General features: G+C 71.4%; 25 protein-coding genes. 14 read left to right on the forward strand and 11 right to left on the reverse strand.

Going from position 1 to position 25,918, the window contains the following annotated elements; translation table 11 throughout:
• Positions 1-27: 27 nt before the first annotated feature.
• The gene (locus tag ACIQI8_RS13985; RefSeq protein WP_402348833.1) at positions 28-1,410 is read right to left on the reverse strand and encodes a glycine--tRNA ligase; all 1,383 of its coding nucleotides are present in this window, start codon (positions 1,408-1,410) and stop codon (positions 28-30) included.
• A 185-nt stretch (positions 1,411-1,595) separates the two neighbouring features.
• Here ACIQI8_RS13985 and ACIQI8_RS13990 point away from each other — a divergent pair, with 185 nt between their 5' ends.
• From ACIQI8_RS13990 to ACIQI8_RS14005, 4 genes are all read left to right on the forward strand, one after another.
• Complete coding sequence (locus ACIQI8_RS13990) at positions 1,596-2,555, forward strand: metal ABC transporter substrate-binding protein (RefSeq protein WP_402348835.1); 960 nt, start codon at positions 1,596-1,598, stop codon at positions 2,553-2,555.
• 8 nt (positions 2,556-2,563) lie between these two features.
• A complete protein-coding gene (locus ACIQI8_RS13995; protein WP_402348838.1) occupies positions 2,564-3,337 on the forward strand; it encodes a metal ABC transporter ATP-binding protein in 774 nt (257 codons plus the stop codon).
• Positions 3,337-4,239: a metal ABC transporter permease gene (locus ACIQI8_RS14000; RefSeq protein ID WP_402348840.1), complete on the forward strand. Its 903-nt coding sequence runs from the start codon at positions 3,337-3,339 to the stop codon at positions 4,237-4,239. The genes ACIQI8_RS13995 and ACIQI8_RS14000 overlap by 1 nt, the downstream gene beginning before the upstream one ends.
• Before the next feature lie 62 nt (positions 4,240-4,301).
• Positions 4,302-4,712: a Fur family transcriptional regulator gene (locus tag ACIQI8_RS14005; RefSeq protein ID WP_402348843.1), complete on the forward strand. Its 411-nt coding sequence runs from the start codon at positions 4,302-4,304 to the stop codon at positions 4,710-4,712.
• A 110-nt stretch (positions 4,713-4,822) separates the two neighbouring features.
• Here ACIQI8_RS14005 and ACIQI8_RS14010 read toward each other — a convergent pair whose 3' ends face one another.
• The 6 genes from ACIQI8_RS14010 to ACIQI8_RS14035 form a co-directional block, all read right to left on the reverse strand.
• Complete coding sequence (locus ACIQI8_RS14010; RefSeq protein WP_402348846.1) at positions 4,823-6,154, reverse strand: histidine-type phosphatase; 1,332 nt, start codon at positions 6,152-6,154, stop codon at positions 4,823-4,825.
• A gap of 37 nt (positions 6,155-6,191) precedes the next feature.
• Positions 6,192-7,043 carry an isoprenyl transferase gene (locus ACIQI8_RS14015; protein WP_402348849.1) on the reverse strand — a complete coding sequence of 284 codons (852 nt, stop codon included), beginning with the start codon at positions 7,041-7,043 and terminating at the stop codon, positions 6,192-6,194.
• A gap of 24 nt (positions 7,044-7,067) precedes the next feature.
• Positions 7,068-7,814 (reverse strand): DNA repair protein RecO, encoded by a 747-nt coding sequence (gene recO, locus ACIQI8_RS14020; RefSeq protein ID WP_402348852.1) that lies wholly within the window; start codon positions 7,812-7,814, stop codon positions 7,068-7,070.
• 45 nt (positions 7,815-7,859) lie between these two features.
• Positions 7,860-8,075 (reverse strand): hypothetical protein, encoded by a 216-nt coding sequence (locus ACIQI8_RS14025; protein ID WP_402348855.1) that lies wholly within the window; start codon positions 8,073-8,075, stop codon positions 7,860-7,862.
• Between the two features lie 133 nt (positions 8,076-8,208).
• Positions 8,209-8,871: a response regulator gene (locus ACIQI8_RS14030; RefSeq protein ID WP_402348858.1), complete on the reverse strand. Its 663-nt coding sequence runs from the start codon at positions 8,869-8,871 to the stop codon at positions 8,209-8,211.
• A complete protein-coding gene (locus tag ACIQI8_RS14035) occupies positions 8,868-10,073 on the reverse strand; it encodes a sensor histidine kinase (RefSeq protein ID WP_402348861.1) in 1,206 nt (401 codons plus the stop codon). The genes ACIQI8_RS14030 and ACIQI8_RS14035 overlap by 4 nt, the downstream gene beginning before the upstream one ends.
• A 134-nt stretch (positions 10,074-10,207) precedes the next feature.
• On the opposite strand from ACIQI8_RS14035, the gene ACIQI8_RS14040 reads away from it, so the two are divergent.
• From ACIQI8_RS14040 to ACIQI8_RS14050, 3 genes are all read left to right on the forward strand, one after another.
• Positions 10,208-11,179 carry an ABC transporter ATP-binding protein gene (locus ACIQI8_RS14040; RefSeq protein WP_402348864.1) on the forward strand — a complete coding sequence of 324 codons (972 nt, stop codon included), beginning with the start codon at positions 10,208-10,210 and terminating at the stop codon, positions 11,177-11,179.
• 23 nt (positions 11,180-11,202) lie between these two features.
• On the forward strand, positions 11,203-12,024 hold the full coding sequence (locus tag ACIQI8_RS14045; protein ID WP_402348867.1) for an ABC transporter permease: 822 nt from the start codon (positions 11,203-11,205) through the stop codon (positions 12,022-12,024).
• 174 nt (positions 12,025-12,198) lie between these two features.
• The gene (locus ACIQI8_RS14050; protein WP_402348870.1) at positions 12,199-13,704 is read left to right on the forward strand and encodes an alpha/beta hydrolase; all 1,506 of its coding nucleotides are present in this window, start codon (positions 12,199-12,201) and stop codon (positions 13,702-13,704) included.
• Here ACIQI8_RS14050 and ACIQI8_RS14055 read toward each other — a convergent pair.
• On the reverse strand, positions 13,692-14,846 hold the full coding sequence (locus ACIQI8_RS14055) for an abortive phage infection protein (RefSeq protein WP_402348872.1): 1,155 nt from the start codon (positions 14,844-14,846) through the stop codon (positions 13,692-13,694). The genes ACIQI8_RS14050 and ACIQI8_RS14055 overlap by 13 nt on opposite strands.
• A 181-nt stretch (positions 14,847-15,027) precedes the next feature.
• On the opposite strand from ACIQI8_RS14055, the gene bla reads away from it, so the two are divergent.
• Positions 15,028-15,912 (forward strand): class A beta-lactamase, encoded by an 885-nt coding sequence (gene bla / locus ACIQI8_RS14060; RefSeq protein ID WP_402348874.1) that lies wholly within the window; start codon positions 15,028-15,030, stop codon positions 15,910-15,912.
• A 161-nt stretch (positions 15,913-16,073) separates the two neighbouring features.
• Here the strand turns inward: bla and ACIQI8_RS14065 are convergent, their stop codons facing one another.
• The gene (locus ACIQI8_RS14065; protein ID WP_402348876.1) at positions 16,074-16,529 is read right to left on the reverse strand and encodes a protein phosphatase; all 456 of its coding nucleotides are present in this window, start codon (positions 16,527-16,529) and stop codon (positions 16,074-16,076) included.
• A 49-nt stretch (positions 16,530-16,578) separates the two neighbouring features.
• Positions 16,579-17,229 carry a TetR/AcrR family transcriptional regulator gene (locus ACIQI8_RS14070; protein WP_402348879.1) on the reverse strand — a complete coding sequence of 217 codons (651 nt, stop codon included), beginning with the start codon at positions 17,227-17,229 and terminating at the stop codon, positions 16,579-16,581.
• Between the two features lie 107 nt (positions 17,230-17,336).
• Here ACIQI8_RS14070 and ACIQI8_RS14075 point away from each other — a divergent pair, with 107 nt between their 5' ends.
• The 6 genes from ACIQI8_RS14075 to ACIQI8_RS14100 all read left to right on the forward strand — a co-directional run bounded on the left by ACIQI8_RS14075 (position 17,337) and on the right by ACIQI8_RS14100 (position 24,549).
• A complete protein-coding gene (locus ACIQI8_RS14075; protein ID WP_402348881.1) occupies positions 17,337-17,786 on the forward strand; it encodes a nuclear transport factor 2 family protein in 450 nt (149 codons plus the stop codon).
• Between the two features lie 178 nt (positions 17,787-17,964).
• The gene (locus ACIQI8_RS14080; protein ID WP_402348884.1) at positions 17,965-19,554 is read left to right on the forward strand and encodes an ABC transporter substrate-binding protein; all 1,590 of its coding nucleotides are present in this window, start codon (positions 17,965-17,967) and stop codon (positions 19,552-19,554) included.
• 4 nt (positions 19,555-19,558) lie between these two features.
• Positions 19,559-20,521: an ABC transporter permease gene (locus ACIQI8_RS14085; protein WP_402348886.1), complete on the forward strand. Its 963-nt coding sequence runs from the start codon at positions 19,559-19,561 to the stop codon at positions 20,519-20,521.
• Positions 20,518-22,530 (forward strand): dipeptide/oligopeptide/nickel ABC transporter permease/ATP-binding protein, encoded by a 2,013-nt coding sequence (locus tag ACIQI8_RS14090; RefSeq protein ID WP_402348889.1) that lies wholly within the window; start codon positions 20,518-20,520, stop codon positions 22,528-22,530. Before ACIQI8_RS14085 ends, ACIQI8_RS14090 begins: the two co-directional genes overlap by 4 nt.
• 76 nt (positions 22,531-22,606) lie before the next feature.
• Positions 22,607-23,626, forward strand: a complete 1,020-nt coding sequence (locus ACIQI8_RS14095; RefSeq protein ID WP_402348892.1) for an oligopeptide/dipeptide ABC transporter ATP-binding protein — start codon at positions 22,607-22,609, stop codon at positions 23,624-23,626.
• Complete coding sequence (locus ACIQI8_RS14100) at positions 23,623-24,549, forward strand: dihydrodipicolinate synthase family protein (RefSeq protein WP_402348895.1); 927 nt, start codon at positions 23,623-23,625, stop codon at positions 24,547-24,549. The genes ACIQI8_RS14095 and ACIQI8_RS14100 overlap by 4 nt, the downstream gene beginning before the upstream one ends.
• Here the strand turns inward: ACIQI8_RS14100 and ACIQI8_RS14105 are convergent.
• Complete coding sequence (locus tag ACIQI8_RS14105; RefSeq protein ID WP_402348898.1) at positions 24,546-25,736, reverse strand: exo-alpha-sialidase; 1,191 nt, start codon at positions 25,734-25,736, stop codon at positions 24,546-24,548. The genes ACIQI8_RS14100 and ACIQI8_RS14105 overlap by 4 nt on opposite strands.
• Positions 25,737-25,918 lie beyond the last annotated feature (182 nt).

A 25,918-nucleotide genomic window follows, 5' to 3' on the forward strand; every position in this document is an offset into this window, starting at 1 on the left:
CGGCCTTTCGTTTGAGCGGACTTGAGGCTAGGCGCCGATCAGACGCCCGGCCAGGTAACCCTCGATCTGGTCCAGCGACACGCGTTCCTGCTTCATGGAGTCGCGCTCGCGCACCGTCACCGCGTTGTCGTCCAGCGTGTCGAAGTCGACCGTCACGCAGTACGGCGTGCCGATCTCGTCCTGGCGGCGGTAGCGGCGGCCGATCGCGCCCGCGTCGTCGAACTCGATGTTCCAGTTCTGGCGGAGCGCGGTGGCCAGGCCCTTGGCCTTCGGGGACAGTTCCGGGTTGCGGGAGAGGGGCAGGACAGCAACCTTGACCGGAGCCAGGCGGTGGTCCAGGCGCAGTACCGTGCGCTTCTCCAGCTTGCCCTTGGCGTTGGGCGCCTCGTCCTCGACGTACGCGTCGAGCAGGAAGGCGAGCATCGCGCGGCCGACACCGGCCGCCGGCTCGATGACGTACGGCGTCCAGCGCTCCCCGGCCTCCTGGTCGAAGTAGGAGAGGTCCTGGCCGGAGGCCTTGGAGTGGGCGCTGAGGTCGAAGTCGGTGCGGTTGGCGACGCCTTCCAGCTCGCCCCACTCGTTGCCGCCGAACTGGAAGCGGTACTCGATGTCAGCGGTGCGCTTGGAGTAGTGGGAGAGCTTCTCCTTGGGGTGGTCGTACCACCGCATGTTCTCCTCGCGCAGGCCCAGGCCGGTGTACCAGTTCCAGCGCTGCTCCATCCAGTACTCCTGCCACTTCTCGTCCTCGCCCGGCTTGACGAAGAACTCCATCTCCATCTGCTCGAACTCGCGGGTGCGGAAGATGAAGTTGCCGGGCGTGATCTCGTTGCGGAAGGACTTGCCCATCTGAGCGATACCGAACGGCGGCTTGCGGCGCGAAGTGGTCTGCACCTGGGCGAAGTTGGTGAAGATGCCCTGGGCCGTCTCGGGGCGCAGGTAGGCGACGGAGCCGGTGTCCTGCGTCGGGCCCAGGTGGGTGGAGAGCAGGCCGGAGAACTCCTTGGGCTCGGTGAACTGGCCCTTGTTGCCACAGTTGGGGCAGTTGATGTCCGCGAGGCCGTTGGCCGGCGGGCGGCCGTGCTTGGCCTCGTAGGCCTCTTCGAGGTGGTCGGCACGGAACCGCTTGTGGCACGCGGTGCACTCGGTCAACGGGTCCGAGAAAGTGGCGACGTGGCCGGAGGCGACCCACACCTCGGGAGCCAGGATCACGGACGAGTCGATACCGACCACGTCCTCGCGCGACGTCACCATGTAGCGCCACCACTGGCGCTTCAGGTTCTCCTTGAGCTCGACACCCAGCGGCCCGTAGTCCCAGGCGGCGCGCTGGCCGCCGTAGATCTCACTGCTGGGGAATACGAAGCCACGGCGCTTGCTCAGGCTGACGATGGTGTCGATCTTGTCGGCGGCCACGGTGCTCTCTTCATTACGACGACGGACGAGGAAGCGAGACGCTTCAGAGCGAATGCTTCAGCGTACCGGCGGGGCCTCCCCCCTAACCAAATCGGTCCGGGACTCAGGACCCCGGCACCCACTCCCACCGGCCTCTCACCACGGCTTGTTGACAACGGTTTCCATATTTGTTGAAAATGACTGTCATGAACGTACGACGACACCACATATCCGGGATCGCGGTCGCCGCCGTCACGGCACTCGGACTCGGCACCCTCTCCGCCTGCTCCGGCGAGAGCGCGGCCGCCGCCAACACGGACAAGTTCGACGTCGTCGCGTCGTTCTACCCGATGGCCTACCTCGCCGAGCGCATAGGCGGGGACCACGTGAACGTCTCCAGCCTGACCCAGCCCGGCCAGGAGCCGCACGACCTGGAGATCAGCGCCCGGCAGACCGCCCGGCTCCAGGAGTCCGACGCGGTGCTCTACCTCAAGAACCTCCAGCCCTCCGTCGACGACGCGGTGTCCCAGTCCGAGGTCAGGACCAAGATCGACGCCGCCTCCCTGACCACGCTGGAGAAGCACGGCAACGAGGTCGGCGGCCACGCGGCCGAGCACGACAGCTCCGAGAACGACGAACTGGCGGGCCTCGACCCGCACATCTGGCTCGACCCGGTGCGCTACGCCCAGATCGCCGAGGGCGTCGGCAAGGCCTTCGAGAAGGCCGACCCGGACCACGCGGCCGACTACAAGGCCAACACCGCGGCCCTGGTGAAGAAACTGGACGCGCTGAACACCCGGTTCAAGGAGGGGCTCGCGAACACCAGGACCAAGGTCTTCATCACCACCCACGCCGCCTTCGGCTACCTCGCCGAGCGCTACGGCCTGACCGAGGAGGCCATCAACGGCCTCGACCCCGAGTCGGAGCCGAGCGCGGCCCGCGTGAAGGACCTTGAGAAGATGGCGAAGGCCGACGGCGTCACCACCGTGTTCTACGAGACGCTCGTCAGCGACAAGACCGCGAAGACCATCGCCGCCGACGCGAACCTGAAGACCGACGTCCTCGACCCGATCGAGGGCATCACCTCCAAGTCCCGCGGCAAGGACTACTTCTCGGTCCAGGAAGCCAACCTCAAGGCGCTGCAGACGGCCCTGGGAAGTAAATGATCAGCCCCATGATCAGCACGGAGGACGACATGGCCGAGCCCGTCATATCGCTGCGCGGTGTCCGCGCCGAACTGGGTTCGCGCCCCGTCCTGCGCGGCATCGACCTCACCGTGCACCGCGGTGAGGTCGTCGCGCTGCTCGGCGCGAACGGCTCCGGCAAGTCGACCGCGATCCGCACGGTGATCGGCCAAGTGCCGGTCAGCGCCGGGGAGATCGAGCTGTTCGGCACGCCCCGCAAGGCGTTCCGGGACTGGCGACGGATCGGGTACGTCCCGCAGCGCGCTTCCGCCGGCGGCGGTGTCCCGGCGACCGTGACGGAGATCGTCTCCTCGGGCCGGCTCTCCCGCACCCGCTTCGGCCTCTTCCGCAAGGCCGATCACGCGGCCGTACGGCACGCCCTCGACCTGGTCGGCATGGCGGACCGGGCCAGGGACAGCGTCGAGGCGCTCTCCGGGGGCCAGCAGCAGCGGGTGCTGATCGCCCGTGCGCTGGTGGCCGAGCCCGAACTGCTGATCATGGACGAACCGATGGCGGGCGTCGACCTGGTGAGCCAGGAGGTACTGGCCACGACCCTGCGCGAACAGGTCGCGGCGGGCACCACCGTCCTCCTGGTCCTGCACGAACTGGGCCCGCTGGAGCCGCTGATCGACCGCGCGGTCGTCCTCCGCGACGGCTGCGTCCTGCACGACGGCCCGCCCCCACGGGCGGTGGGCCAGCACGCCCTTCCCGGCCACGACCACGTGCACCCGCACGAGTCGGTTCACACAGGACTGCTGAGCTGATGGAACTCCTCGACTACGCCTTCATGCAGCGGGCGCTCATCGCGGCCGTCCTGGTCGGCATCACCGCCCCCGCGATCGGCATCTACCTGGTCCAGCGCCGCCAGCCCCTGATGGGCGACGGCATCGGGCATGTGGCGATGACCGGCGTCGGCCTCGGCTTCCTGCTGAACGCGTCGCCGGTGTGGATGGCGACCGCGGTCTCCGCGCTCGGCTCCGTCCTCATGGAACTGATCCGCTGGTACGGCAGGACCCGCGGCGACATCGCCCTCGCCATGCTCTTCTACGGCGGGATGGCGGGCGGTGTGATGTTCGTGAACCTCGCTCCGGGAGGCTCCAACGCCAACCTGAGCTCATATCTGTTCGGCTCGCTGTCGACGGTGTCCCCCTCGGACGTGACCGCGATCTCGATCCTGGCCGCATTCGTGATCGTGGTCACCCTCGGCCTGCGTCGGCAGCTGTTCGCGGTGAGCCAGGACGAGGAGTTCGCGCGGGTCACCGGCCTGCCGGTCCGGGCGCTCAACCTGCTCACCGCGATCACCGCGGCGGTCACGGTGACCGTGGCCATGCGCGTGGTCGGGCTGATCCTGGTATCGGCGCTGATGGTGGTGCCGGTGGCCGCCGCCCAGCAGCTGACCCGGAGCTTCACGGCGACGTTCGCGATCGCGGTGGCGCTGGGCGTCGCCACGACCATCGGCGGCACCGTCACCTCGTACTACCAGGACGTCCCGCCCGGCGCGACGATCGTGCTGCTGACCATCGGCGCGTTCCTGGTGCTGACCGCGGTGGCCGCCCCGGTGGCCCGGCGACGGGCCCGGGCGGCGGCGGCCGCGCGGCCCGCCGAGGATCCGGCGGAGTGCGCGATTCCGGCCACCCGGGGGGCCGGGGACGGGGTCGGCGTCTGACCGGGCACAGCGCGGGCTGGCACAATGGCCCGACAGGCGCTCAGACGTGGAGGAGGCAACCGGTGACCACCGTAGGACCGCCCGTGAAGGGCCGCTCCACCCGGCAACGTGCCGCCGTGTCGGCGGCGCTCAACGAGGTGGACGAGTTCCGCAGCGCGCAAGAACTGCACGACATGCTCAAGCACAAGGGCGACTCGGTCGGTCTGACCACGGTCTACCGCACCCTCCAGAACCTCGCGGACGCCGGCGAGGTCGACGTCCTGCGCACGTCCGACGGCGAGTCCGTGTACCGCCGCTGCTCCACCGGCGATCACCACCACCACCTGGTCTGCCGCGTCTGCGGCAAGGCCGTGGAGGTCGAGGGCCCTGCGGTGGAGAAGTGGGCGGAGGCGATCGCGGCGGAACACGGGTACGTCAACGTGGCGCACACGGTGGAGATCTTCGGCACGTGTGCCGACTGCGCGGCCGCGTGAGCGACTAGGCGCCGTGGAGACGCGGCCCGGTCGTCGACTGCCGGTCCACGGTGGCTGGTCGCGCAGTTCCCCGCGCACCTGGGGAACTGCAGCGCCCTTGCCCGTGAAGATCAACCGCGTCCGAAGCAGCGTTCCAGTTCCGTGAAGTCGTAGAACGTGCTGCCCTTTCTGATCGGGTGGCAGCTCGCCTTGAAGGATGTCTCCTTCTCGTTGTAGAGCATGCGGACCACGTACTGGCCGCCCTTCTTGAAGACGTCCCACTGGATGTTGGAGCCGAGGGGAGCCACGGAGGCCCCCCGCCAGGGGTTGTCGGCGTAGGTGTACGGCCGGCCCGGCTTCGCTGGCTTCGTGCTGCCCGGCAGGCCCATCAGGGCGGCCAGCGGGATGATCTCCTCGGCGTGGGTGAAGCGGAGTTCGGCGCCGAGGGTGCTGGTGCCGGCCTTCTCCGCCTCGATCCGCGTGAAGAAGTCGTCGAGCAGGACGCCCGCCATCTTGTACGTGATGTCGCTGTCCGAGAAGCCGGGACCCTTCTCGTAGAAGTCCTCGGCGTCGGAGAGGTAGCCGAACCAGGCCGCGTCGGACGTGGAGATGTACCGCCGCATCCCCCAGCCCTTGCCGCCGGGGCTCTCCTCGCTCATCGCGGGGGCGATGGCGTACAGGTTGTAGACGGCCTGCGCGGCGGCGACCTGGTCGGCGCCGCTGAGGCCGTTCACGAAGGCCGGCCTGAAGAGGCGGAGCAGGACGCTGCGGGCGGCCCTGTGCGTCTTGGGCTGGTCGGTGATCGACTTCAAAGTGGCCGCGAGGCGCTGGTCATTCGCTATGTAGTCGCGGTAGGCCGCGCCGCCGTCCGCCTTGTGGAAGTAGAGCAGGTCCTTGTCGGTGCGGGTCACGCCGATCAGCGGCTTGAGGTCCGGGTCGGTGTCACCGAGGGCCGCGGCGAACAGGTTGCCGCTGTCGACCGCGCGGCCCTGTCCGGAGCTGACCACGTCGATCCTCTCGCCCTTGGCGGCGATCGACGTGAAGAGGGAGGGCAGCCGGTCGGCCATGCGGACGGCCGTGTCCTGGATCTCCCGCTTGCCGCGGGCGCTCAGGTCGCCGTACCCGATCTTCGCCATCTCGGCCAGCAGCGCCTCGACCCTCGGGCCGAACTCCGCGCCCCTGCCGGTGAGTTGACCGGCGGTGTGCGCCTTGTCCCACAGGGCGAGGATCAGGTCGCCGTCCTCGCTGTCGGTGGCGGAGCGGGAGCCGTGGCGGGAGACGTTCTCCGTGAAGACGGGGGTGAAGCCGGCGGGCACGCGCTCGTAGCCGCGGGCACTCTGCTCGGGGGCGTAGACGGCCTTCGTGCCGTAGCTGTCGCGGTGTGCGGGCTGGTCCGCGGCCTGGGAGGGCACGGCCGCGGCCAGCAGGCCGCACAGGGCGAGGGCGGGGATGACGCGTTTCATGGCCGGATCGTCGACGATCCCCATGAATCCCCGGTGGCTACGAGATGGCCGGATTCCCCGCGATGTCCCGCTCCATGGCCAGCAGGTCCTCGTTCGGCACCGCGCCGCCGAACCGCCGGTCACGGGAGGCGAACTCGACGCAGGCCCGCCACAGATCACGGCGATCGAAATCCGGCCACAGCACGTCCTGGAAGACCAGCTCGGCGTACGCGCTCTGCCACAGAAGGAAGTTGGAGGTCCGCTGCTCGCCGCTGGGTCGCAGGAACAGGTCCACGTCCGGCATGTCCGGGTAGTACAGGTACTTCGCCAGGGTCTTCTCGTTCACCTTGGACGGGTCCAGGCGGCCGGCCTTCACGTCCTCTGCCAGGGCCTTCGCGGCGTCGCCGATCTCGGCCTGGCCGCCGTAGTTCATGCAGAAGTACAAGGTCAGCCTGTCGTTGTCCTTGGTCTGCTCCTGCGCGACCAGCAGCTCCTTGGCCACCGACTTCCACAGCTTCGGCATCCGGCCCACCCAGCGCACCCGGATCCCCAACTCGTCCAGCGTGTCACGGGTCTTGCGGATGAAGTCGCGGTTGAAGTTCATCAGGAAGCGCACCTCGTCCGGCGACCGCTTCCAGTTCTCCGTCGAGAACGCGTAGAGGGAGATCGCGCCGACGCCCGCCTCGATCCCGCCCTGCAGCACGTCCAGCACCCGCTCCGCGCCGACCTTGTGCCCCTCGGTGCGCGGCAGCCCGCGCTCCTTGGCCCACCGCCCGTTGCCGTCCATGACGATCGCCACGTGCTTGGGCACCAGCTCACCGGGCAGCTTCGGCGCCCGGGCGCCCGACGGGTGCGGCTCCGGCGCCCTGTACTCACGGCGCTGACGCCCCAGGATCCCGCGTACGACCATGACCTTCTCGTCTCCTCTTGCGGCTTACTTCTCTACGTAACGCAGCGAGCGCAGCCCGCGTTCCAGATGCCAGTGGAGGTAGGCCGACACCAGCCCGCTCCCCTCCCGGACGTGCCGTGGCTCGCACGCGTCCGCGGTCTCCCAGTCTCCCGTGAGCAGCGCGCCCAGCAGTTCCAGGGTCTGCGGCGAGGGTACGACGCTGCCGGCCACCCGGCAGTCGACGCAGACCGATCCCCCGGAGGCGACCGAGAAGAACCGGTTGGGACCCGGCATTCCGCACTTCGCGCAGTCGCCGAAGCTGGGGGCGTAGCCGTTCACGGCGAGGGAGCGCAGCAGGAAGGCGTCGAGCACGAGGTGCGGCGCGTGCTCGCCGTTGGCCAGCGTGCGCAGGGCCCCGACGAGCAGCAGGTACTGCTGCACCGCCGGCTCGCCCTCGTGGTCGGTGAACCGCTCGGCGGTCTCCAGCATGACCGTCCCGGCGGTGTAGCGGGCGTAGTCGGTCACAATCCCGCCGCCGTAGGGAGCGATGGTCTCGCTCTGGGTGCACAGCGGCAGCCCGCGCCCCACCAGCTCGCTGCCGCGCGCGAAGAACTGCACGTCGACGTGGGAGAACGGCTCCAGCCGGGCCCCGAACTTCGACTTGGTGCGCCGCACTCCGCGCGCCACGGCCCGCACGCGGCCGTGTCCACGGGTGAGCAGGGTGATGATCCGGTCCGCCTCACCCAGCTTCTGGGTGCGCAGCACGATGCCGTCGTCGCGGAACAGGCTCATGGGGTCCATTCTCGCCTACGGCGGCCGTGCCACGGGCCCTCCCCTTCAAGGGACCTCACCTCGGCTGCGCGCGTCGGCGGACTCGGCCGCCGCGCCGCGCCGCTCGGCGGCGGTGGCACCGCGTACGGCGTCCGGTTCGGCGTCCCACTCGCGACCGCCACCGTACGGCCTGAGCTGCACGTACGGCCCTTCGTGTCCCATGACGATGCCGATCCTTCCGGTGCGGGTGTCCATGACGTGGCTGCCGACGGGGGGCTTCATCTGCGCACTTCCTTCACCGATGGCTCCGCACTCCGATGGGTGTGCCTCCACCGTGCTCCCCCGCCCGCCCGGATTTCACGCTTCGTGTCCCCGCGGTGACGTCACGCACCTACACTCGGCAGGAGTCTGTCCACTACCCGACGGACACCAGTCCCGTCTCGTAGGCGATGATCACCAGGTGGACGCGGTCCCTGGCGTCGAGCTTGGTGAACAGGCGGGTCAGGTACGTCTTCGCGGTGGCCACGGTGATGCACAGTTCCGCGGCGATCTCCGTGTTGGACAGGCCGCCGCCGACCAGGGTCAGGACCTCGCGTTCGCGGTCGGTGATGCCCTTCAACTCGCGGCGCGGGCGCGCGGGTTCGGGCCGGTTCGCGAAGTCCTGGATCAGGCGGCGGGTGACGGCGGGCGCGATGAGCGCGTCCCCGGCGGCCACGATCCGCACGGCGCCGATGATGTCGTCGAGGGCCATGTCCTTGACCAGGAAGCCGGACGCGCCGGCCCGCAGCGCCCCGTGGACGTACTCGTCGTCGTCGAAGGTGGTCAGCACGACGACCCGCGCCGCCGAGCCCGCAGCGGCGATCCTGCGGGTCGCCTCGATGCCGTCCATCTCCGGCATCCGGATGTCCATCACCACGACGTCCGGGGCGAGTTGGGCGGTCAGCCGCACCGCCTCCCCGCCGGTGGCGGCCTCGCCGACCACCTCCACGTCGTCGAGGTCGGCCATCACCATGCTCAGCGCGGTACGGATGAGTTCCTGGTCGTCGGCGAGCAGCACCCGCACGGCACGGTCCGTCATCGCACGGCCGCCGGTACGGGCAGCCGGGCGGCGACCCGGAAACCGCCCCCGGGACGCGGCGCGGCGGTGAACTCGCCGTGCAGCAGGGCGACTCGCTCGCGCATGCCGGCCAGTCCGAAGCCGGTGTCGGTCGCGCTCCCCCGGCCCCGCCCCTCGTCCGTGATCTCCAGGGCGAGTTCGTCGTCGCGGTAGTCGAGGGTGACCCGGCACGCGTGCGTGCCCGCGTGCCGTACGACGTTGGTGACGGACTCCTGGACGATCCGGAACGCCGACAGGTCGATGTCCGGCGGGAGTTGGCGTGCCTCGCCGAGCCGGGTCACCTCGACGCGCACGCCCGCGGCGGTCGTCGTGAGCGCCAGCCGGTCCACGTCCGAGAGGCCGGCGGGGACGACGGCGCGTGCCGAACCGTCGGCGTCCTGGTCCGCCGCCCGCAGCGCCACCAGCATCCGGCGCAGCCCGGCCAACGTCTCGCGCCCCTCGTTCTCCACCGCCCGCATCGCGGTCAGGGCCGCCTCCGGGCGGGTGGTCGCCACACGGGCGGCGGCGCCGGCCTGGAGGGCGATGATGCCGATGCTGTGGGCGACGGTGTCGTGCATCTCCCGTGCGATCCGCAGCCGTTCGGCGGTGACGGCCCGGTCCGCGTGCTCGGCGCTCAGCCGTTCGGCGTGGACGCGGGCCTGGTGGGCGGAGGTGCCGAGCAGCCAGGCGATGACGGCGACGAGGGTCACGGCGAGCTCCGCCGAGGTGCCGACGGTCCAGCCGTTGAACAGGCGGACGGCGAGATAGGCGGCGAGGGTCCCGAGGGCCAGGGCGAGTGCGGCGGTCGCGGTCCGGCGCGGGCGGGCCGCCGCGATGAAGTACAGGGCGACCATGGGGCCGACGAACAGCGCCATCGGTATCGCACCCACGCCCAGCGGGGTCGTCGCGAGGACGGACGCGAGCAGCAGGGCCGCGAGGGCGCGCAGCGGCCTGCGGGCGAGCAGCCAACCGCCGTACAGGGCAAGGGCGGTGGCCAGGGCGAGGGTGGTCAGGCCGTCCCAGCGGTAGAGCTGGACCGCCGCCCACTCGTCGGGCTCGGCCTCGCCGGGCAACTGGACGCGGGCGAGGAGGGTGAACAGCTCCCCCGCGCACCACGCGAGCGCCGTCCAGGCGCCCGGCGGTACGCGCTTGTGCAGGGGCGGCGACGCTTCGGCGGCGGACATGCGGCGATCGTAGACACGCGCCACCGGTGCGGTCATCGGCCCGGGGACGTACGACCCTGGTCGACAGCAGGGGCGTACGACTGTCAGCCGCCGGCCGATGACCGGCACCCGCCCGCCACGGGACCGTGGTCGGCATGATCGAAGTCGAGCACCTCACCAAGCGGTACGGCCCCACCACCGCCGTACGCGACCTCTCCTTCACCGTCCGGCCCGGCCATGTCACCGGCTTCCTCGGCCCGAACGGCGCCGGCAAGACCACGACCCTGCGGATGGTGCTGGGGCTCGTCGAGCCGAGCGGCGGCACCGCCACGGTCGACGGCCACGCCTTCCGCCGGCACCCGCGCGGCCTGCGCCACGTCGGTGCGCTGCTCGACGCGCACGACGTGCACGGCGGGCGCAGCGCGCGGGCGCATCTGCGGGCGCTGGCCCGATCCAACCGCATCCCGGCCGGCCGGGTGGACGAGGTGCTCGCCGAGGTGGGGCTCAGCGGCGCGGCGGCCCGGCGCCGGATCGGCACGTACTCGCTGGGGATGCGGCAACGGCTCGGCATCGCGGGCGCGTTGCTCGGTGAGCCGCCGGTGCTGCTCTTCGACGAGCCGCTCAACGGGCTCGATCCGGAAGGGGTGTTGTGGGTGCGGGAGCTGTTTCGGCGACTGGCCCGGGAAGGGCGGACGGTCTTCGTCTCCAGCCACCTGATGTCCGAGATGGAGCACACCGCCGACCAGTTGGTCGTCATCGGACGCGGTGAGCTGATCGCCGCCGAGAGCCTGACCGAGTTCGCCGCCCGCGGCACCGCACCGACGGTGACCGTGCGGACGCCGGACGCGGGGCCGCTGGCCATGGTGCTGGCGGCCGAGGGGGCCGAGGTGACGCCGTATGACGAGGAAACTCTTCGCGTCGCCGGGGTGAGCGCGGGCCGGGTGGGCGAGCTTGCCTTCGAACATCGTTTTCTGCTGCTGGAGTTGACGACCCAGGCGGCTTCACTGGAGCGGGCGTTCATGGAACTGACGGCGGACAGTGTGGAGTACCTGGCCGGGGCGGACGCGGGCGTGGACTTGAGGAAGACCCGAGAAGCGGGCGCGGACAGGGGAGAGGCCCGACGATGACGACATCGGCGACCACGCGAACCGTGTCCAGCCCCCCGTCCTCCTTCCTCGACCTCTTCGCCTCCGAGTGGCTCAAACTCCGTTCCCTGCGCTCCACTTACTGGGCGCTCGGCGCCGGCGCCCTGGCCGTGATCGCCTTCAACGCGAACGCGGCCCGCGCCGACTTCGTCAACTACCCGCACTACGGCAAGCCGATCCACGACGACTTCGTCTTCTGGGCACTGCGGGACGCCTTCACCCAGGGCGCGGCCATGATCATGATCCTGGCGTGCGCGAGCATCGGCGCGATCACGGTGGTCGGCGAGTACGCGACGGGCCTGATCCGTACGACGTTCACGGCCGTCCCCGACCGGCGGGCGCTGATGGCGGCGAAGGTCGCCGTGGTGACGACGGTGATGACGATGTTCGGCGCGGTCGTCGCGGGCGCCTCCTTCGCCGTGACGCAGGCGATCCTGGCCGGCCGGGACGCGGGGGTGTCGATCGGCGAGCCCGGCGCGGTGCGGGTGATCGCGGCCTCGGCACTGCTCGCCCCGGTGTGCGCGCTGGTCGGCATGGGGCTGGGCGCGCTGATCCGGCACGGCGCGACGACCATGGTCCTGACGACCGGCGTCCTGCTGCTCGCGCCGACCTTCGTGACCGAGCGCTACCACTGGACGGCGTGCGTGCGGAACGCCCTGCCGTACAACGCGTGGGTCCGGCTCGCCGACATCGGCTACGGACGCGAGCCGTACACACTGGCCACGCGCTATCCGACGTCGGTCGCGGGCGGATGGGCCGTGTTCACGGTGTGGGCGGTGGTCGGCGCCGTCGTGACGCTGGTGGCGGTGGACCGACGGGATGTGTGAGGGCCGGGGGGGAGGGGAGATCCGGGTGGGGGGCAGGGCCCGCAGGGCTCGGCAGGTTCGCGGGGGTTCGCAGGTTCGGGGGTGGGCCCGAGGCGGAGGCTGGGGTAACCCCCCGTGGAGAGAGGGCAGTTGCCCGGATGTGAGGGCCCGTCAAGATCCGCGAGGCTCGTCCGCATGAAGCAGACCATCCGCAACGGTTCCCTGATCGCCGTCTCCAGCCTGCTCCTCGGCCTCACCGCACCCCTCGCGGCCCACGCCTCGACCTCGCCGCAGGCCGACGCGCTGGACTGGTCGGCGTGCGGCTCCGGCGCCGACCCCCGCCAGGAGTGCGCGACCCTCCAAGTCCCCCTGGACTACGCCGATCCCGACGGCCGGCGGATCGACATCGCCGTCTCCCGGATCGCCGCCGAGAAACCGTCCACCCGCCGGGGCGCCCTGCTGATGATCCCCGGCGGCCCGGGCGGCAGCAGCCTCGACGACCCGTCCGAGAAGGGGCGGAAGATGCCCCAGAAAGTGCGCGACACCTACGACCTGATCGGCTTCGCCCCGCGCGGGAACGCGCCGTCCACCGCCGCCGACTGCGGCCTCGAACACGGCGACCTCGCCCTGACGAAGCTGCGCCCCTGGCCCGCCGCCGACGGATCCGTCGCCGAGAACATGGCCGCCGCGCGGCGCATGTCACAGGCCTGCGCGCGCAACGGCGGGGAGTTGATCCGCCACATCAGCACGGCGGACAACGCCCGTGACATCGACCGCATCCGTGCCGCGCTCGGCGAACAACGGATCTCCGCGTGGGGCGTCTCGTACGGCACGTACATCGGCGCGGTCTACGCCCAGTTGTTCCCGCAGCGCACCGACCGGATCGTGCTGGACTCCAACCTCGACCCGACCGGCGACCTAGGGGCTGCCGCTAGCCGCACCGGCCTCTCCCGCGCCTGGCTCGCCGGGTTCGCGCCGGGCGTGGAGGACCTGTTCACCCAGTTCGCGCGGTGGGCCGCCGCGCCGGACAACCCGCACCGGCTGGCGCAGACGCCCGCGGCGGTGCGGTCGGACTTCCTGCGCCTCGCCGACCGCCTCGACCGCGATCCGCTGCCCTGGCCCGGCGCCAACCCCGAGGTCCTGGACGGCAACGCGCTGCGCCAGGCCATGCTGAACGACTTCTACGACCCGGACGACTTCCCCGCCCTGGCCGAACTGATCCTCGCCGCCCGGCAGGGCACCGTACCGCCCGCGCCCGAGGCGCCCCCGGAGGCGGTGCTGCAGAACGTGGCCGCGGTCGGCGCCGCCACCCTCTGCAACGACAGCGCGTGGCCGACGTCAACGGCCGTGTACGAGAAGGGCGTTGCGGAGAGCCGGGCCAAGTACCCGCTGACCGCCGGGATGCCCGCCAACGCGATGCTGTGCGCCGCCTGGCCCTTCCCTCCCACGCAGCCGCCGGTGCGGATCACCGACCGGGGGCCGTCGAACGTCCTGCTCGTGCAGAACGAGCACGACGTGGCGACCCCGCTCAGCGGCGCGCTCAAGCTGCGCTCGGCCCTCGGCAGGCGGGCCGTCATGGTCACCGTGAACTCCACCGGCCACGACGCCTATCTGGACAACGGCAACGCGTGCGGCGACCGGACGGTCTCCCGCTTCCTGGCGACGGGAGAGCGACCGAAGCGGGACACCTACTGCGACTGAACGCCCGCACAGGCCTTCCCGTACTGCCGCGCCAGTGCGTGGAAGGCCTCCTTCGGCTCCCAGTGCCAGCCCGAACGCGGGTCGTCCGGGCGGTCCTTGATGGCCTTGGTGATGCTGTAGCTCGCCAGGTCGAGGTCGTGGAGCGGGTCGTCGGCGCGGTGCGGGGCGTCCGGGGTGACGAACTCGAACGCCATCGCCGCGTACAGGCCCATCGACTCGAAGACCCGGACGAGGTCGACGAGATAGTCGGCCTGGGTGTGTTCGCTGCGGACGAGGTGGCCCTTGATCTGCCCCTTCTCGTAGTCCACGACGTTCCAGCCCATGCCGGCCGTCTCGGGGGCGCCGACGTAGGCGCAGGTGCCGAACTCGGTGATGGCGACGGGCTTGCCCCAGCGCCGGTACTTCCGCAACTCCCGTACGTAGTCGGCCGGTCGGCGGAAGTACGAGTAGTAGTCGATGCCGACGACGTCGAAGAGGCGCCAGTCGACCTGGTCGTCCTGGGCGGCGGCGTAGCTGAGCCGGCCGTGGAAGACGGACCGGCCCACGGTCGCCGCCTTGGCGGTGAAGCGGTCGAGCCCGCGCTGCATCCTCATCGGGTCGAAGGTGCCGTTGAGCATGTTCTCGACGCGGTCCATGACCGTGGCCCCCGGCACGATCCCGGGCACGAACAGCCAGAACTCGCAGCCCACGCTGAGGTCCACGCTCGCGCCCTGCTTGCGCAGCCGCTCCGCGAACCGGCCGCACTCGGCCAGGTGCTCCAGGATGTCCCGCTCCGGGACGTCCCCGAGGGTCGGCTGCAGCCAGACGTGCAGCCCGCGCTCGGCGGCCTCCGCCGCGGTTTTGGTGAGCCGCTCGACGCCGTCCCCGGTGACGTCGACCGTGTCGGCGTGCAGCTCGTCACGGATGACGCGGAGGTCCCGGCGCATCCGGGCCGCGCTCCACGCGGTCCCGGGTGTCTCGCCCGCGCCGACGGTGTAGACGACACCGCGGTGCCGAAGTCCACGCCATCCGGCGCCCCCTGCCGCAGAAGCCCCGCCGACGGCGGCCTCGGCCACCCCCGACGGCAGCACCGCCGCCGTCGCCCCGAGGGCCGCCGCCCCCGCCAGAAACCGTCCCCGACTGATCCCCTTCGTCTTCTCCATGCCCCTCACTGTGGCGCCCACGCGCCCGCCCCGCCGTCCGCCGATGGTCTACGGCCGGGCAACCAAGGAATGACTCACGGCGTCGCACAAGGGAGAGATCGTCGACAACCATCGACCGAAGGAGAGCACGATCCAAGGCTCGTACCAGTCCCCGAAGTCCCCGAAGTCGCCGAAGTCGCCGATGACCCGACGCACGCTGCTCGCCGCGGGCACCGCAGCCTCCGCCGTCCTCCTCGCCGGTGCTCCGGCACAGGCGGCCACGGACGACCGGCTGCACCGCCTGCGCCGGCTGGAGCGCCGACACGGCGCCCGCCTGGGCGTGTTCGCGCACAACGTCCGTACGCGCAGGACCCTCACCCACCGCGCCGACGAGCGCTTCCCGATCTGCTCGGTCTTCAAGACCCTCACCGCCGGGGCCGTCCTGCGCGACCTGGACCACGACGGCGAGGTCCTCGCCCGCCGGATCCACTACACGCGCGCCGACCTGGTGGACGGCGCCCCGATCACCGGCACGGACGAACACCTGGCCAACGGGATGACGGTCGGGGAACTCTGCGACGCGGCCGTCCGCTACAGCGACAACTCCGCGGCCAACTTCCTGCTGCGCCTGCTCGGCGGCCCCACCGCGATCACCCGCTTCGCCCGCTCGCTGGGCGACCGCGTCACCCGCCTGGACCGCTGGGAGCCGGAGCTGAACTCCGCCGAGCCGGGGCGGATCACGGACACCACGAGCCCGCGCGCGATCGGCGGCGACTACGGCCGGCTGGTCCTCGGCGAGGCCCTGAACCGCCGGGACCGCGACCTGCTCACCCACTGGCTCCTGAACAACACGACGGGCGCCAACCGCATCCGCCGCGGCCTCCCCGACACCTGGACGGTCGGCGACAAGACGGCCTCCGGCTCCTACGGCACCACCAACGACGTCGGCATCGCCTGGACGCCCGAGGGCGCCCCGGTCGTGCTGGCGATCCTGTCCACCACCCCCGACCAGGACCGGCCGTGGGACGACGCCCTGATCGCCGAGGCGGCGGCGCTGGTGGCCGACGTACTGGTCGAAAGCGCGTAGCGACCCGGCTCGTCAGCTCCCATGGGGGGCCGACCGCGTGCGCGAGGTGCGCCTCACCCTGGCCCCTGAGAACATCGCCGCGATCGGCCTCTGCGTCCCCGGGCTTCACCGCCGAACAGGACGTCCGCGTCGACCGTTTCGGCCGGGTGCCGGTCGCGTGATCAGGTGCCCGCCCCTGTGACCGGCCCCGCGAACCCTCGTACGTACCGCTTCTGCCAGGGCGTCTCCACCGCCTGCCGGTCGTAGTGCGCCCGCACGTACGCGACCGCTTCCCCGGCCGGTACGCCGTCCAGCACCGCGAGACAGGCCAGCGCCGTCCCGGTCCGTCCCCGCCCGCCACCGCAGGCGACCTCGACCCGCTCCCCCACCGCCCGCTCCCAGACCTCGACCAGCGCCGCGCGGGCGTCCATCCGGTCCGCGGGAAGCCGAAAGTCGGGCCAGCGCAGCCACCGTGACTCCCAGGCCACGGGCGCCGGCTGCCGGCCGAGGAGATAGAGGGCGTACGAGGGTGTCGGCGCCGCCGGATCCAGCGGGTGCCGCAGTCCACGCCCCCGGATCAACCGCCCCGACGGCAGCCGGAGCACCCCGGCGTCGCTCTCGTCCCACAGTCCACCCATGCCGGCGCCCCCTCGGTCCTCGTCCCGCCGCTCGCCCCCGCGAGCCGCCTCACCTCTCCGCGGCCTCCCGCTGGACCGCCTCCAGCAGGGCCCGGGCGGCCCATCGCATCACGTCCTTGGACTCCTCGGGGTCCAGTCCGCAGACATCGCGGGTGGAGACGAGGGCCTCGACGCCGTAGACCATCGTGGCGGCCATGGTCAGACGGCGGTGGAGGTCGGGCGGGAGGGTGTCGGCGAGGGGTTCGAGGGCGGCGCGGGTGAGGTCGAAGCGGAGGCGGTTGCGCGTGGGGACCGCCTCGGTACCGGCGCCGGCGCCTGTGCCCGTGTCGGCGGCGGGGTCCGTCCAGCGCTCCAGGGCCGCCCGCAGCACCGCGCGCCACACCGCCTCGTCGCCGAGTTGCAGGTCGGCCGTGCGGGAGACGACCAGGTCGAGGCGCTCGGCCGGGTCGTCCGGCAGGTCGGCGAGGGTCTCGAAGCCGCGGGCGACCGTCTGTGTCTCGCGCAGCAGGTCCTGCGGGTTGGAGAAGTAGCGGTAGGCCGTGGCCACCGAGACCTGGGCCTTGTGCGCGGCGTCGGCGACCGTGACCGGTCTGCCCTCGCGCACCAGCTCGACCGCGGCGTCGACCAGCGCGCGCCGGGTGCGCAGCTTCTGGTTGCGGCGCCCGTCGGTCCCGCGCACCTCCGCGCCCTCATCGGTCATGAGATGTCCCTCTTGTCATGAGAATGTTTTCTCATTATGGTAGCAGTGTCTCACCAACGGGGGCCGCGCACCCCAGAGTGCGCGGCACGAGCGAGAGGGAGTGCCCCATGGGCGCCATGACACCCGCCGAAATGGAAGCGCTGATCGAGACCCACATGGAGGCGGAGCGGATCGGGGACGCGGAACTCGCGGTCTCCATGTACACCGACGACATCGAGCACGACGCGGTCGGCTGGCCGGGCGGTCCGGCCTACGGCATCCCGGCGGCCCGGGAGCGCTATCTGCAGCTGCTGAAGGACTTCCGCTCCGAGAAGGACGAGCGCACCCACACGTACTACTCGGAGAACGGCGCGACCGTCGAGGACCTGATCACCGGCGTGGTCCCCGGCTCCCTGCTGGGAATCCCCGGCAACAACCGGCGCGTCACCTTCCGGATGCTGCACGTCTTCGAGTTCAAGGACGGAAAGATCGCCCGCGAGAACGTGTGGCTGGACGGGGCGGCGATCGCCGCCCAGCTCACCGCACCCGAGCAGGTGTCCGAGCAGGCACCCCGGTAGGCATCCGCCCGACCTGACCGGTCATCAACTCCAGCCATTTCCAAGCGCCATTGGTCCGACCTGTGACGGATACGCCCATTAGTGTGCGATGTCTTGACCGTCCACAGGACCCCACCTATGGTCGCGCTGACGTCAGGACATAGGACGTCGTATCTCCTCATCCTCGGCTGGAGGAACCGTGCACCGCCGGACCTTCCTGAAGCACACCGGCGCGGTGGGCGCGGCCACTGCCCTGTCGTCGTCCCTGGCGGCCTGCGGGCCGGAGTCGACCAACGACACCGGGGGCGGCGGCAAGGACCGGGCACTGACCGCGGTGATCGGGTACGGGAACGACGGCAGCTGGGATCCCACGCAGACGGCGTCGGCATTCTCCATGGCCGCCAACAACCACATCTACGAAGGGCTCCTCGACACCGACCCGATCACCCGGGCGCCCTATCCGGCGCTCGGCACCGAGGTGCCGGGCGACCCGGACGCCACCACCTGGCGGTTCGCCCTGCGCGAGGGCGCCACGTTCCACGACGGCGAGCCGGTCACCGCCGACGACGTGGTGTTCGTGTTCGACCGGATCCTCGACCCCACGACGCAGACGTTGGCCAAGGGCTTCTTCGCGAGCTGGCTGAAGGAGGTCCGCAAGGTCGACGCGCGCACGGTCGAGCTGGTGCTCAAGTTCCCTTTCCCGGACGGGCTTTCGCGGCTCACGCTGGCCAAGGTCATGCCCAAGCACGTGTTCTCACGGCCCGGCGGCTGGGACGACGCGATCCGGGGACTGGCGGTCGGTTCGGGACCGTACCGGCAGACCGCGCACCACCCGAAGGCCAACACCACCTTCGCCGCCTTCGAGGCCTACAACGGCCCGCGCCGGCCGGCCTTCCACAAGATGAACTGGCTGACGATCGTCGACGCGGCCTCCCGGGTGGCCCGGGTCTCGGGTGCGAGCGCGGGTGCGCAGATCTCCGACAACATCCCGTACGCCAACATCGCCCGGCTGCGTGAGGGCGGGATGACGGTCGCGGGCGCGGCGGGGATGAACAACCTGTTCCTGCTGTTCAACACGCGGCGCAAACCCTTCGACGACGTGCGGGTGCGACAGGCGCTGCACTACGCGATCGACACCGACACGATCGTCCAAGTCGCGCTGAAGGGGCACGGGAAGCCGTCCTCGTCGTTCCTGAACGAGGGCAACCCCGCCTACCGGCCCGCGAAGACGGTCTACGGCCACGATCCCGCGAAGGCGAAGGCGCTGCTGAAGGCCGCCGGGGTCAGCGGGCTGACGGTCGACATCCTCGCGGTGAACCTGAGTTGGATCGTCGACTGCCTGCCGACCATCAAGGCGTCCTGGGACGCGATCGGGGTGCGGACGACCCTGTCCCCGCAGGAGACCACCGCCGTCTTCACCAAGCTGGACCAGAAGCAGGACTACCAGGTCGTGGCCGCCGCCTCGAACCCCAACCAGTTCGGCCTCGACGCCGACCTGATCATGCACTACAACTACGGCCCCCAGAACCTGTGGATGGGCTACGCCCGCTGGGCCGAACACCCGGTCGCCAAGCGGCTGTTCAGGGACATGGACCTGGCCACCCGGGAGTCCGACCCGGCGCGGAAGAAGACGATGATCCAGGACTACGTCGACGTCGTCGCCGAACAGGCCGTGCTCTACCCGGTCGTCCACAACCAGTTGATGACCGCCTGGGACCCGCACGAGCTGACCGGCATAAAGCCGCAGCCCTACCCGGGCGTCAACTTCCTCCAGGCGAAGTGGGTCTGACGCCATGACAGCAGTCGTACGGATCCTGGTCCGGCGCATCGCGCTGCTCGTGCCGCTGATGCTCGGCATCGTCCTGTTCGTGTTCCTGGTGATGCGCTTCTCGGACGTCGACCCGGCCTCCGCGTTCTTCCAGGGCGCCAACCCCACCCCGCAGCAACTGCACGACTTCCGCGAGCGCAGCGGCCTCCTGGACCCCCTGCCCGTGCGTTACGTCGACTTCGTGGGCGACCTGCTCCACGGCGACCTGGGCACCAGCACCCTGACCCGGGCCCCGGTCCTCGACCAGGTCACCACCGCGCTGCCGCTCACCCTCCAACTGACCTTCCTTGGCCTGGGTATCGCGGTCGTGCTGTCCCTCCTGGGCGGAGTGACCGCGGCGATCTACCGCGACCGGCTGCCGGACCAGATCGTCCGGGTCGTCTCACTGACCGGCGTCGCCGCCCCCGGCTTCCTGCTGGCGCTGCTGATGATCCAGTACCTGGCCGTGGACCGCGGCTGGTTCCCGGCCGGCGGCTACATCAACCCGGCGGACTCCGTCACCGGCTGGCTCAAGACGATGGCGCTCCCGGCGCTGGCGCTCTCGCTGCCGGTGGCGGCCCAACTCACCCGGATCGTACGGACGTCGGTGGTGGAGGAGCTGGACAAGGACTACGTCCGTACGGCGATCGGCAGCGGTCTGCCGCCGCACGTCGTGGTCGGCCGCAACGTCCTGCGCAACGCCCTGATGAACCCGCTGACGGTGCTCGGTCTGCGGGTCGGCTATCTGCTGGGCGGCGCGGTCGTCATCGAGACGATCTTCGCGCTGCCCGGCATGGGCAAGCTGATGATCGACGCCGTGCAGAACGGCGATCCGGCCGTCGTGCAGGGCGTGGTGATCACGACCGCGATCGGCTTCGTCGTCGTGAACCTCGTCATCGACGTCCTGTATCTGCTGGTCAACCCGCGACTGAGGGATGCGGCCACATGAACACCCCGTTCACGCGCAAGGGCCTCGCCGACGCGCTCTCCCGGCCCGGCATCCGACTGCGCGGCCGGCGCCGGCTGCCACTGCTGTCGAAGGTCGCCGTCTGCTTCCTGGCGGTCGTCGTGCTGGTGGCGCTGCTCGCCCCGCTCCTCGCGCCCGACGACCCGCTCGCCCAGCAGGCCCCGGTCGACGGCACCGGACACCCGTCCGCCGCGCACTGGCTGGGCCAGGACAGCCTCGGCCGGGACCTGCTGAGCCGCCTGATGTACGGGGCCCGCTGGTCCCTCGCGATCGGGCTCGGCGCCACCGCGCTCGCCCTCGTCGCCGGTGCCGTGCTCGGCGCCATCGCGGCGACCTCGCGCCGGGGCGTCGACGAGACGCTGATGCGCTGCCTGGACGTGGTGATGGCGTTCCCGGGCATCGCGCTCGCGGCCGTCCTGGTGGCCGTGTTCGGCGGCGGCATCACCGTACTGATCTGCGCGATCGCGTTCCTGTTCACCCCGCCGGTGGCACGCGTCGTGCGGGCCAACGTCCTGGACCAGTACGGCGAGGACTACGTGACCGCGGAACGGGTGATCGGCGCGCGGACCCCGCACATCGTGCTGCGGCACGTGGCGGTCAACTGCGCCGCCCCCGTGCTGGTGTTCTGCACGGTCCAGGTCGCCGAGGCGATCGTCTTCGAGGCATCGCTGTCCTTCATCGGCGCGGGCGTGCGGCCCCCGGACCCGTCCTGGGGCAGCGTCATCGCGGACGGCAAGAACATGGTGCTGACCGGCGGTTGGTGGGCGACGGTCTTCCCCGGCCTGCTGATGCTGATCACCGTCCTGTCGCTGAACGTCCTGTCCGAGGGCGTGTCCGACGCGTGGGCGGCACCCTCGGCGCGCGAGGTGACGCCACCCGACCCGGCCGAGAACGCGGACACGGGCGAGGACGCGGACAAGGACCGCCTTGAGACCGCGGAGCCCGGCACCGGCGAGGTGCTGGAGCTACCCGGTCTCGCCGCGGCGGCCCGGCGCCTGCGCTCCCGCGCCCGGCCGCTCCCCCAGGGGCAGTTGCCGATACTGGCCGTCGAGAACCTCGCCGTCGGCTTCGAGGGCCGGCACAACGGCGTGGACATCGTCGACGGCATCAGCTTCGAGGTGCAGCCCGGCGAAGTCCTGGGCCTGGTCGGCGAGTCGGGCTGCGGCAAGTCGCTCACCGCGCTCACCATCATGGGCCTGGAGCCCAGGGGCGCCCGCGTCCGCGGCCAGGTCCGCTTCGAGCAACGGGACTTGCTGGCCGAACCCATGCGCGCGCGCCGCCGCCTCCTCGGCCACGAGATGGCGATGATCTACCAGGACGCCCTCTCCTCCCTCAACCCCGCGATGACGATCCGCGCCCAGCTCAAGCAGGTCGTCCGCCGGGGCGGACACCGCAGCCCCGCCGAACTCCTCGGCCTGGTCGGCCTCGACCCCGACCGCACCCTGCGCAGCTACCCGCACGAACTCTCCGGCGGCCAGCGCCAGCGCGTCCTGATCGCCATGGCCCTGTCCCGCGACCCGAAGCTCATCGTCGCCGACGAGCCGACCACCGCGCTCGACGTCACCGTGCAGGCACAGGTGATGCAGCTGCTGCTGCGCCTGCGCGAGGAGTTGGGCTTCGCGCTGATCCTCGTCTCGCACGACCTGGCGCTCGTCGCGGACGTCACCGACCGGGTGGTGGTGATGTACGGCGGCCAGATCGTGGAGACGGGCGTGACCGCCGACCTGGTGGAGGCACCGGCCCACCACTACACGCGCGGCCTGCTCGGCAGCGTCCTCTCGCTGGAGACGGCGGCCGAACGCCTCACGCAGATCAAGGGCGTGGTCCCCTCCCCCGCCGACTTCCCGGCCGGCTGCCGCTTCGCCGACCGCTGCCCCCTGGCGAGCGACCTGTGCCGCACCACCCGCCCCGACCTGGTGGGCCCCCCGACCCACACCACGGCCTGCCACCACCCGGCCCCCGAGCCGGTACCGGCGGAGGCCCTGACGTGAACGCGACCGCCGAAGCGTCGGACGCCCACACCCTGACCAGACCGGACCGCCCGGCGCCCGGCACGGAGGCCCCTCAGTGAACGCGATCGTCGAGCTGTCCGACGCCCACGTGGTGCACAAGGCCCGCAGCGGCGGGCTGTTCACCCGGGACCGGGTGTACGCGCTGACCGGTGCCGATCTCACCGTCGCGGCCGGTGAGACGGTCGGCGTGGTCGGGGAGTCCGGGTGCGGGAAGTCGACGCTGGCGAAGGTGCTGGTGGGAGTGGAGCGGCCGACGGCCGGGGCGGTGGCCTTCCGGGGGCGGGACCTGTGGTCGATGCCGGACGGTGAGCGCCGGGCGACGATCGGGTCCGGCGTCGGCATGATCTTCCAGGACCCGTCGACCGCCCTGAACCGCCGGCTGCCCATCCGCCAGATCCTGCGCGACCCGCTGGACGTGCACGAGCGCGGCACGAAGGCCCAACGAGAGGAGCGGGTAAGGGAGTTGATGGGGCTGGTCGGTCTGCCGCGGTCCGTCGCCGACGCGCTGCCCGGCCAGCTCTCCGGCGGCCAGCGCCAACGCGTCGCGATCGCCCGGGCGTTGGCCCTGGACCCGGACCTGGTGGTGGCCGACGAACCGACCAGTGCCCTGGACGTGTCGGTCCGCGCACAGATCCTCAACCTCCTGCTCGACCTGCGCGAACGCCTTGGCCTGGCCCTGGTGTTCGTCTCGCACGACATCCAGACGGTACGGCGGATGAGCGACCGCGTGATCACCATGTACCTGGGCCGGATCGTCGAGGAGGCCCCGGCCGCCGACGTCACCGACCGCGCCCGGCACCCGTACACCCGCGCGCTCTTCTCGGCCACGCCCGGACTGCTCGACCCCGTCGACCCGATCCCGCTGACCGGCCCGGTCCCCTCGGCCACCCGCCCGCCGAGCGGCTGCCCCTTCCGCACCCGCTGCTGGAAGGCCGACGGGGAGTGCATGTCCAAAATGCCGGAATTCTCGGCCGCGTCGGAGGCCGGACACCGCTACCGCTGCCACCATCCTGTGGAGGAGGACCAGTCGACCCGCGATCTCGTACGACAGAACCGCCCCAGGGAGCCTTCATGACCTTCCCCACTCCGCTCACCGGTGTCGTCCCGCCCGTCTGCACCCCCCTGACACCGGAGGGCGAAGTGGACGTCCCCTCCCTGCTCAGGCTGGTCGACCATCTGCTCGGCGGCGGGGTGGACGCGCTCTTCGTGCTCGGCTCCTCGTCGGAGGCGGCCTACCTCACCGACCGGCGGCGCAGGCAGGTCGTCGAGTCGGTGGTGGGGCACGTGGGCGGGCAGCTGCCGGTCCTCGCGGGCGTCATCGACATGACCACCCCGAGGGTCCTGGACCACGTCGAGTCCGTCACCGCGGCCGGCGCGGACGCCGTGGTCGTGACGGCGCCGTACTACACGAGCACCCACCCCGCCGAGATCGCCCGCCACTTCCGGCTGATCGCCGCCGCGAGTCCGGTCCCGGTCGTCGCCTACGACATCCCCGCCGCCGTCCACAGCAAGCTGCCCGCGGAGCTGGTCCTGGAGCTGGCCGCCGACGGCACGCTGGCCGGGCTCAAGGACTCCAGCGGCGACCTGGCCGGCTTCCGCGAGGTCGTCACCGGCGCCCGCGGCCTCACCGGCTTCAGCGTCCTGACCGGCTCCGAACTGTTCGTCGACTCCGCGCTTGCACTCGGCGCGCACGGCGCGGTCCCCGGCCTCGCCAACGTCGACCCGCACGGCTACGTCCGCCTCCACCGGGCCTGCCAGGCCCGCGACCGGGACCGCGCCCGCGCCGAGCAGGACCGCCTGTGCGCCCTGTTCCACCTGGTCCGCGCCGGCGACCCGGCCCGCATGGGCGGCAGCTCCTCGGCACTGGGCGCCTTCAAGGCGGCGCTGCACCTGCGCGGGATCATCGACTGCCCGGCGACCGCGGAACCCCAGGTGCCGCTGTCGCCGGAGGAGGTGCGCCGGGTGGGCAAGTTCCTGGCGGCGGCCGGACTGCTCTAGGAACCCGAGAGGCTGTCGGTCGCCAGTCGCCGGAACTCGATCGTCTCGTACGTGCCCGCCACACCCGTCTCGTACAGGATCCCGAGCGTCTCCCAGCCGACCCGCACCAGGTCGGAGTAGGCGGCCCGCTGGGTCGACAGGGTCAGCGCCTTGGTGAAGGTCGCCCCGCCGTCCGTGCTGCGCCAGATCGCCATCGCCTGGCGGGCGGTGGGCACGGACGGGCCGGAGAACAGCAACGGGGCGCCCGGCTCGGGGAGTTGGAGGACGCTGCCCTGGACGGCCGGCACATCGCTGAGGGTGGGCTGCTGGCGGTAGGGGCGATCGAGGGTCTGGCCGCCGTCGGAGGAGTAGCTGTCGAGCCGGTTGCCCTTGCTGGTGCCGCCCTCGTCGCGGGAGCTGAAGTAGAGCCTGCCGTCCGGGAGTTCGGTGACGCTGGTCTCGTTGGCGTTGTCGTAGCCCTCGTAGGAGGAGTCGACGAAGCCGATGTGCCAGGTGGTGCCGCCGTCGTCGCTGTAGATCGCGTGGCCGCCGTAGTACTTGCGCTCCTGGCCGGTGTCCTTGGAGCCCTCCGGCGGGGCCGCGGAGTGGTTGGCGGGGACGACCAGGCGGCCGGCGTGCGGACCGCTGGTGAGGGCGACGGCGTGGCCCGGCCCGGTGGCGTACCAGCGCCAGTCCGGCTCCTTGACCTGGGCCGTGATGTCGACCGGCGCGGAGAAGGTGCGGCCGTCGTCCCAGCTGCGCTGCACGAACACCCGGCGGCTCTGCTCGGGTGTCACCTCGCCCCGCATGATCTGCGGCTCGGTGACCAGGCCGCTGTTGTACGACGTCACCAGCACGACCGCGCCGGTGAGCGGGTCGAGCACCGGCGCCGGGTTGCCGCGGGTGTCCCCGTCTCCCTCGGTGACGACCTGGAGCGGGCCCCAGGTGCAGCCGCCGTCGGCGGAGCGCTTGAGCACGACGTCGATGTTGCCGGTGTCGGACGCGCCGGTGCGCCGGCCCTCGGCGAAGGCGAGGACCGTGCCCCGGCGGGTGGTGACCGTCGCCGGGATCCGGTACGTGTCGTAGCCGCCCTGGCCCGAGACGTACGGCACGGAGGACGTGCAGCCGGCGGCGGAGGCGTGCGGGGTCGCGGTGAGGGGGGCCGCGAGGACCGCGGCGACGACAAGGGTGCGGCTCAGGATGGTCATCGATCTCCCTAGGGCTACTCTGACCTTCCGTCACATGCTCCCCGCTGTCGGCGATTCCGGCCCGCACGTCACGATCACCGGCCGGGCCGGTCGCGGGTCCCGAGCCTGCTCAGGATCCGGCCGACGGGCATCGCGAAGACCGTACGAATGACGTGGGACGGTTCGGCCGGACGGGTGCCCTC

This window comes from Streptomyces sp. NPDC092369 (assembly GCF_044755245.1).
In the GTDB taxonomy this organism is placed as follows: Bacteria; Actinomycetota; Actinomycetes; order Streptomycetales; family Streptomycetaceae; genus Streptomyces.

What these genes read in the sequence shown, in the direction of transcription:
- recO (WP_402348852.1), bottom strand. Translation starts at nt 7,814, where the DNA reads ATGAGCCTGTTCCGCGACGACGGCATCGTGCTGCGCACCCAGAAGCTG.
- ACIQI8_RS14075 (WP_402348881.1), top strand. Translation starts at nt 17,337, where the DNA reads ATGGGCGCCATGACACCCGCCGAAATGGAAGCGCTGATCGAGACCCAC.
- ACIQI8_RS14010 (WP_402348846.1), bottom strand. Translation starts at nt 6,154, where the DNA reads ATGAAACGCGTCATCCCCGCCCTCGCCCTGTGCGGCCTGCTGGCCGCG.
- ACIQI8_RS14085 (WP_402348886.1), top strand. Translation starts at nt 19,559, where the DNA reads ATGACAGCAGTCGTACGGATCCTGGTCCGGCGCATCGCGCTGCTCGTG.
- ACIQI8_RS14000 (WP_402348840.1), top strand. Translation starts at nt 3,337, where the DNA reads ATGGAACTCCTCGACTACGCCTTCATGCAGCGGGCGCTCATCGCGGCC.
- ACIQI8_RS14100 (WP_402348895.1), top strand. Translation starts at nt 23,623, where the DNA reads ATGACCTTCCCCACTCCGCTCACCGGTGTCGTCCCGCCCGTCTGCACC.
- ACIQI8_RS14030 (WP_402348858.1), bottom strand. Translation starts at nt 8,871, where the DNA reads ATGACGGACCGTGCCGTGCGGGTGCTGCTCGCCGACGACCAGGAACTC.
- ACIQI8_RS14055 (WP_402348872.1), bottom strand. Translation starts at nt 14,846, where the DNA reads ATGGAGAAGACGAAGGGGATCAGTCGGGGACGGTTTCTGGCGGGGGCG.
- ACIQI8_RS14105 (WP_402348898.1), bottom strand. Translation starts at nt 25,736, where the DNA reads ATGACCATCCTGAGCCGCACCCTTGTCGTCGCCGCGGTCCTCGCGGCC.
- ACIQI8_RS14025 (WP_402348855.1), bottom strand. Translation starts at nt 8,075, where the DNA reads ATGAAGCCCCCCGTCGGCAGCCACGTCATGGACACCCGCACCGGAAGG.
- ACIQI8_RS14065 (WP_402348876.1), bottom strand. Translation starts at nt 16,529, where the DNA reads ATGGGTGGACTGTGGGACGAGAGCGACGCCGGGGTGCTCCGGCTGCCG.
- ACIQI8_RS14070 (WP_402348879.1), bottom strand. Translation starts at nt 17,229, where the DNA reads ATGACCGATGAGGGCGCGGAGGTGCGCGGGACCGACGGGCGCCGCAAC.
- ACIQI8_RS13995 (WP_402348838.1), top strand. Translation starts at nt 2,564, where the DNA reads ATGATCAGCACGGAGGACGACATGGCCGAGCCCGTCATATCGCTGCGC.
- ACIQI8_RS13990 (WP_402348835.1), top strand. Translation starts at nt 1,596, where the DNA reads ATGAACGTACGACGACACCACATATCCGGGATCGCGGTCGCCGCCGTC.
- ACIQI8_RS14035 (WP_402348861.1), bottom strand. Translation starts at nt 10,073, where the DNA reads ATGTCCGCCGCCGAAGCGTCGCCGCCCCTGCACAAGCGCGTACCGCCG.
- ACIQI8_RS14040 (WP_402348864.1), top strand. Translation starts at nt 10,208, where the DNA reads ATGATCGAAGTCGAGCACCTCACCAAGCGGTACGGCCCCACCACCGCC.
- ACIQI8_RS14015 (WP_402348849.1), bottom strand. Translation starts at nt 7,043, where the DNA reads ATGGTCGTACGCGGGATCCTGGGGCGTCAGCGCCGTGAGTACAGGGCG.
- ACIQI8_RS14090 (WP_402348889.1), top strand. Translation starts at nt 20,518, where the DNA reads ATGAACACCCCGTTCACGCGCAAGGGCCTCGCCGACGCGCTCTCCCGG.
- ACIQI8_RS14050 (WP_402348870.1), top strand. Translation starts at nt 12,199, where the DNA reads ATGAAGCAGACCATCCGCAACGGTTCCCTGATCGCCGTCTCCAGCCTG.
- bla (WP_402348874.1), top strand. Translation starts at nt 15,028, where the DNA reads ATGACCCGACGCACGCTGCTCGCCGCGGGCACCGCAGCCTCCGCCGTC.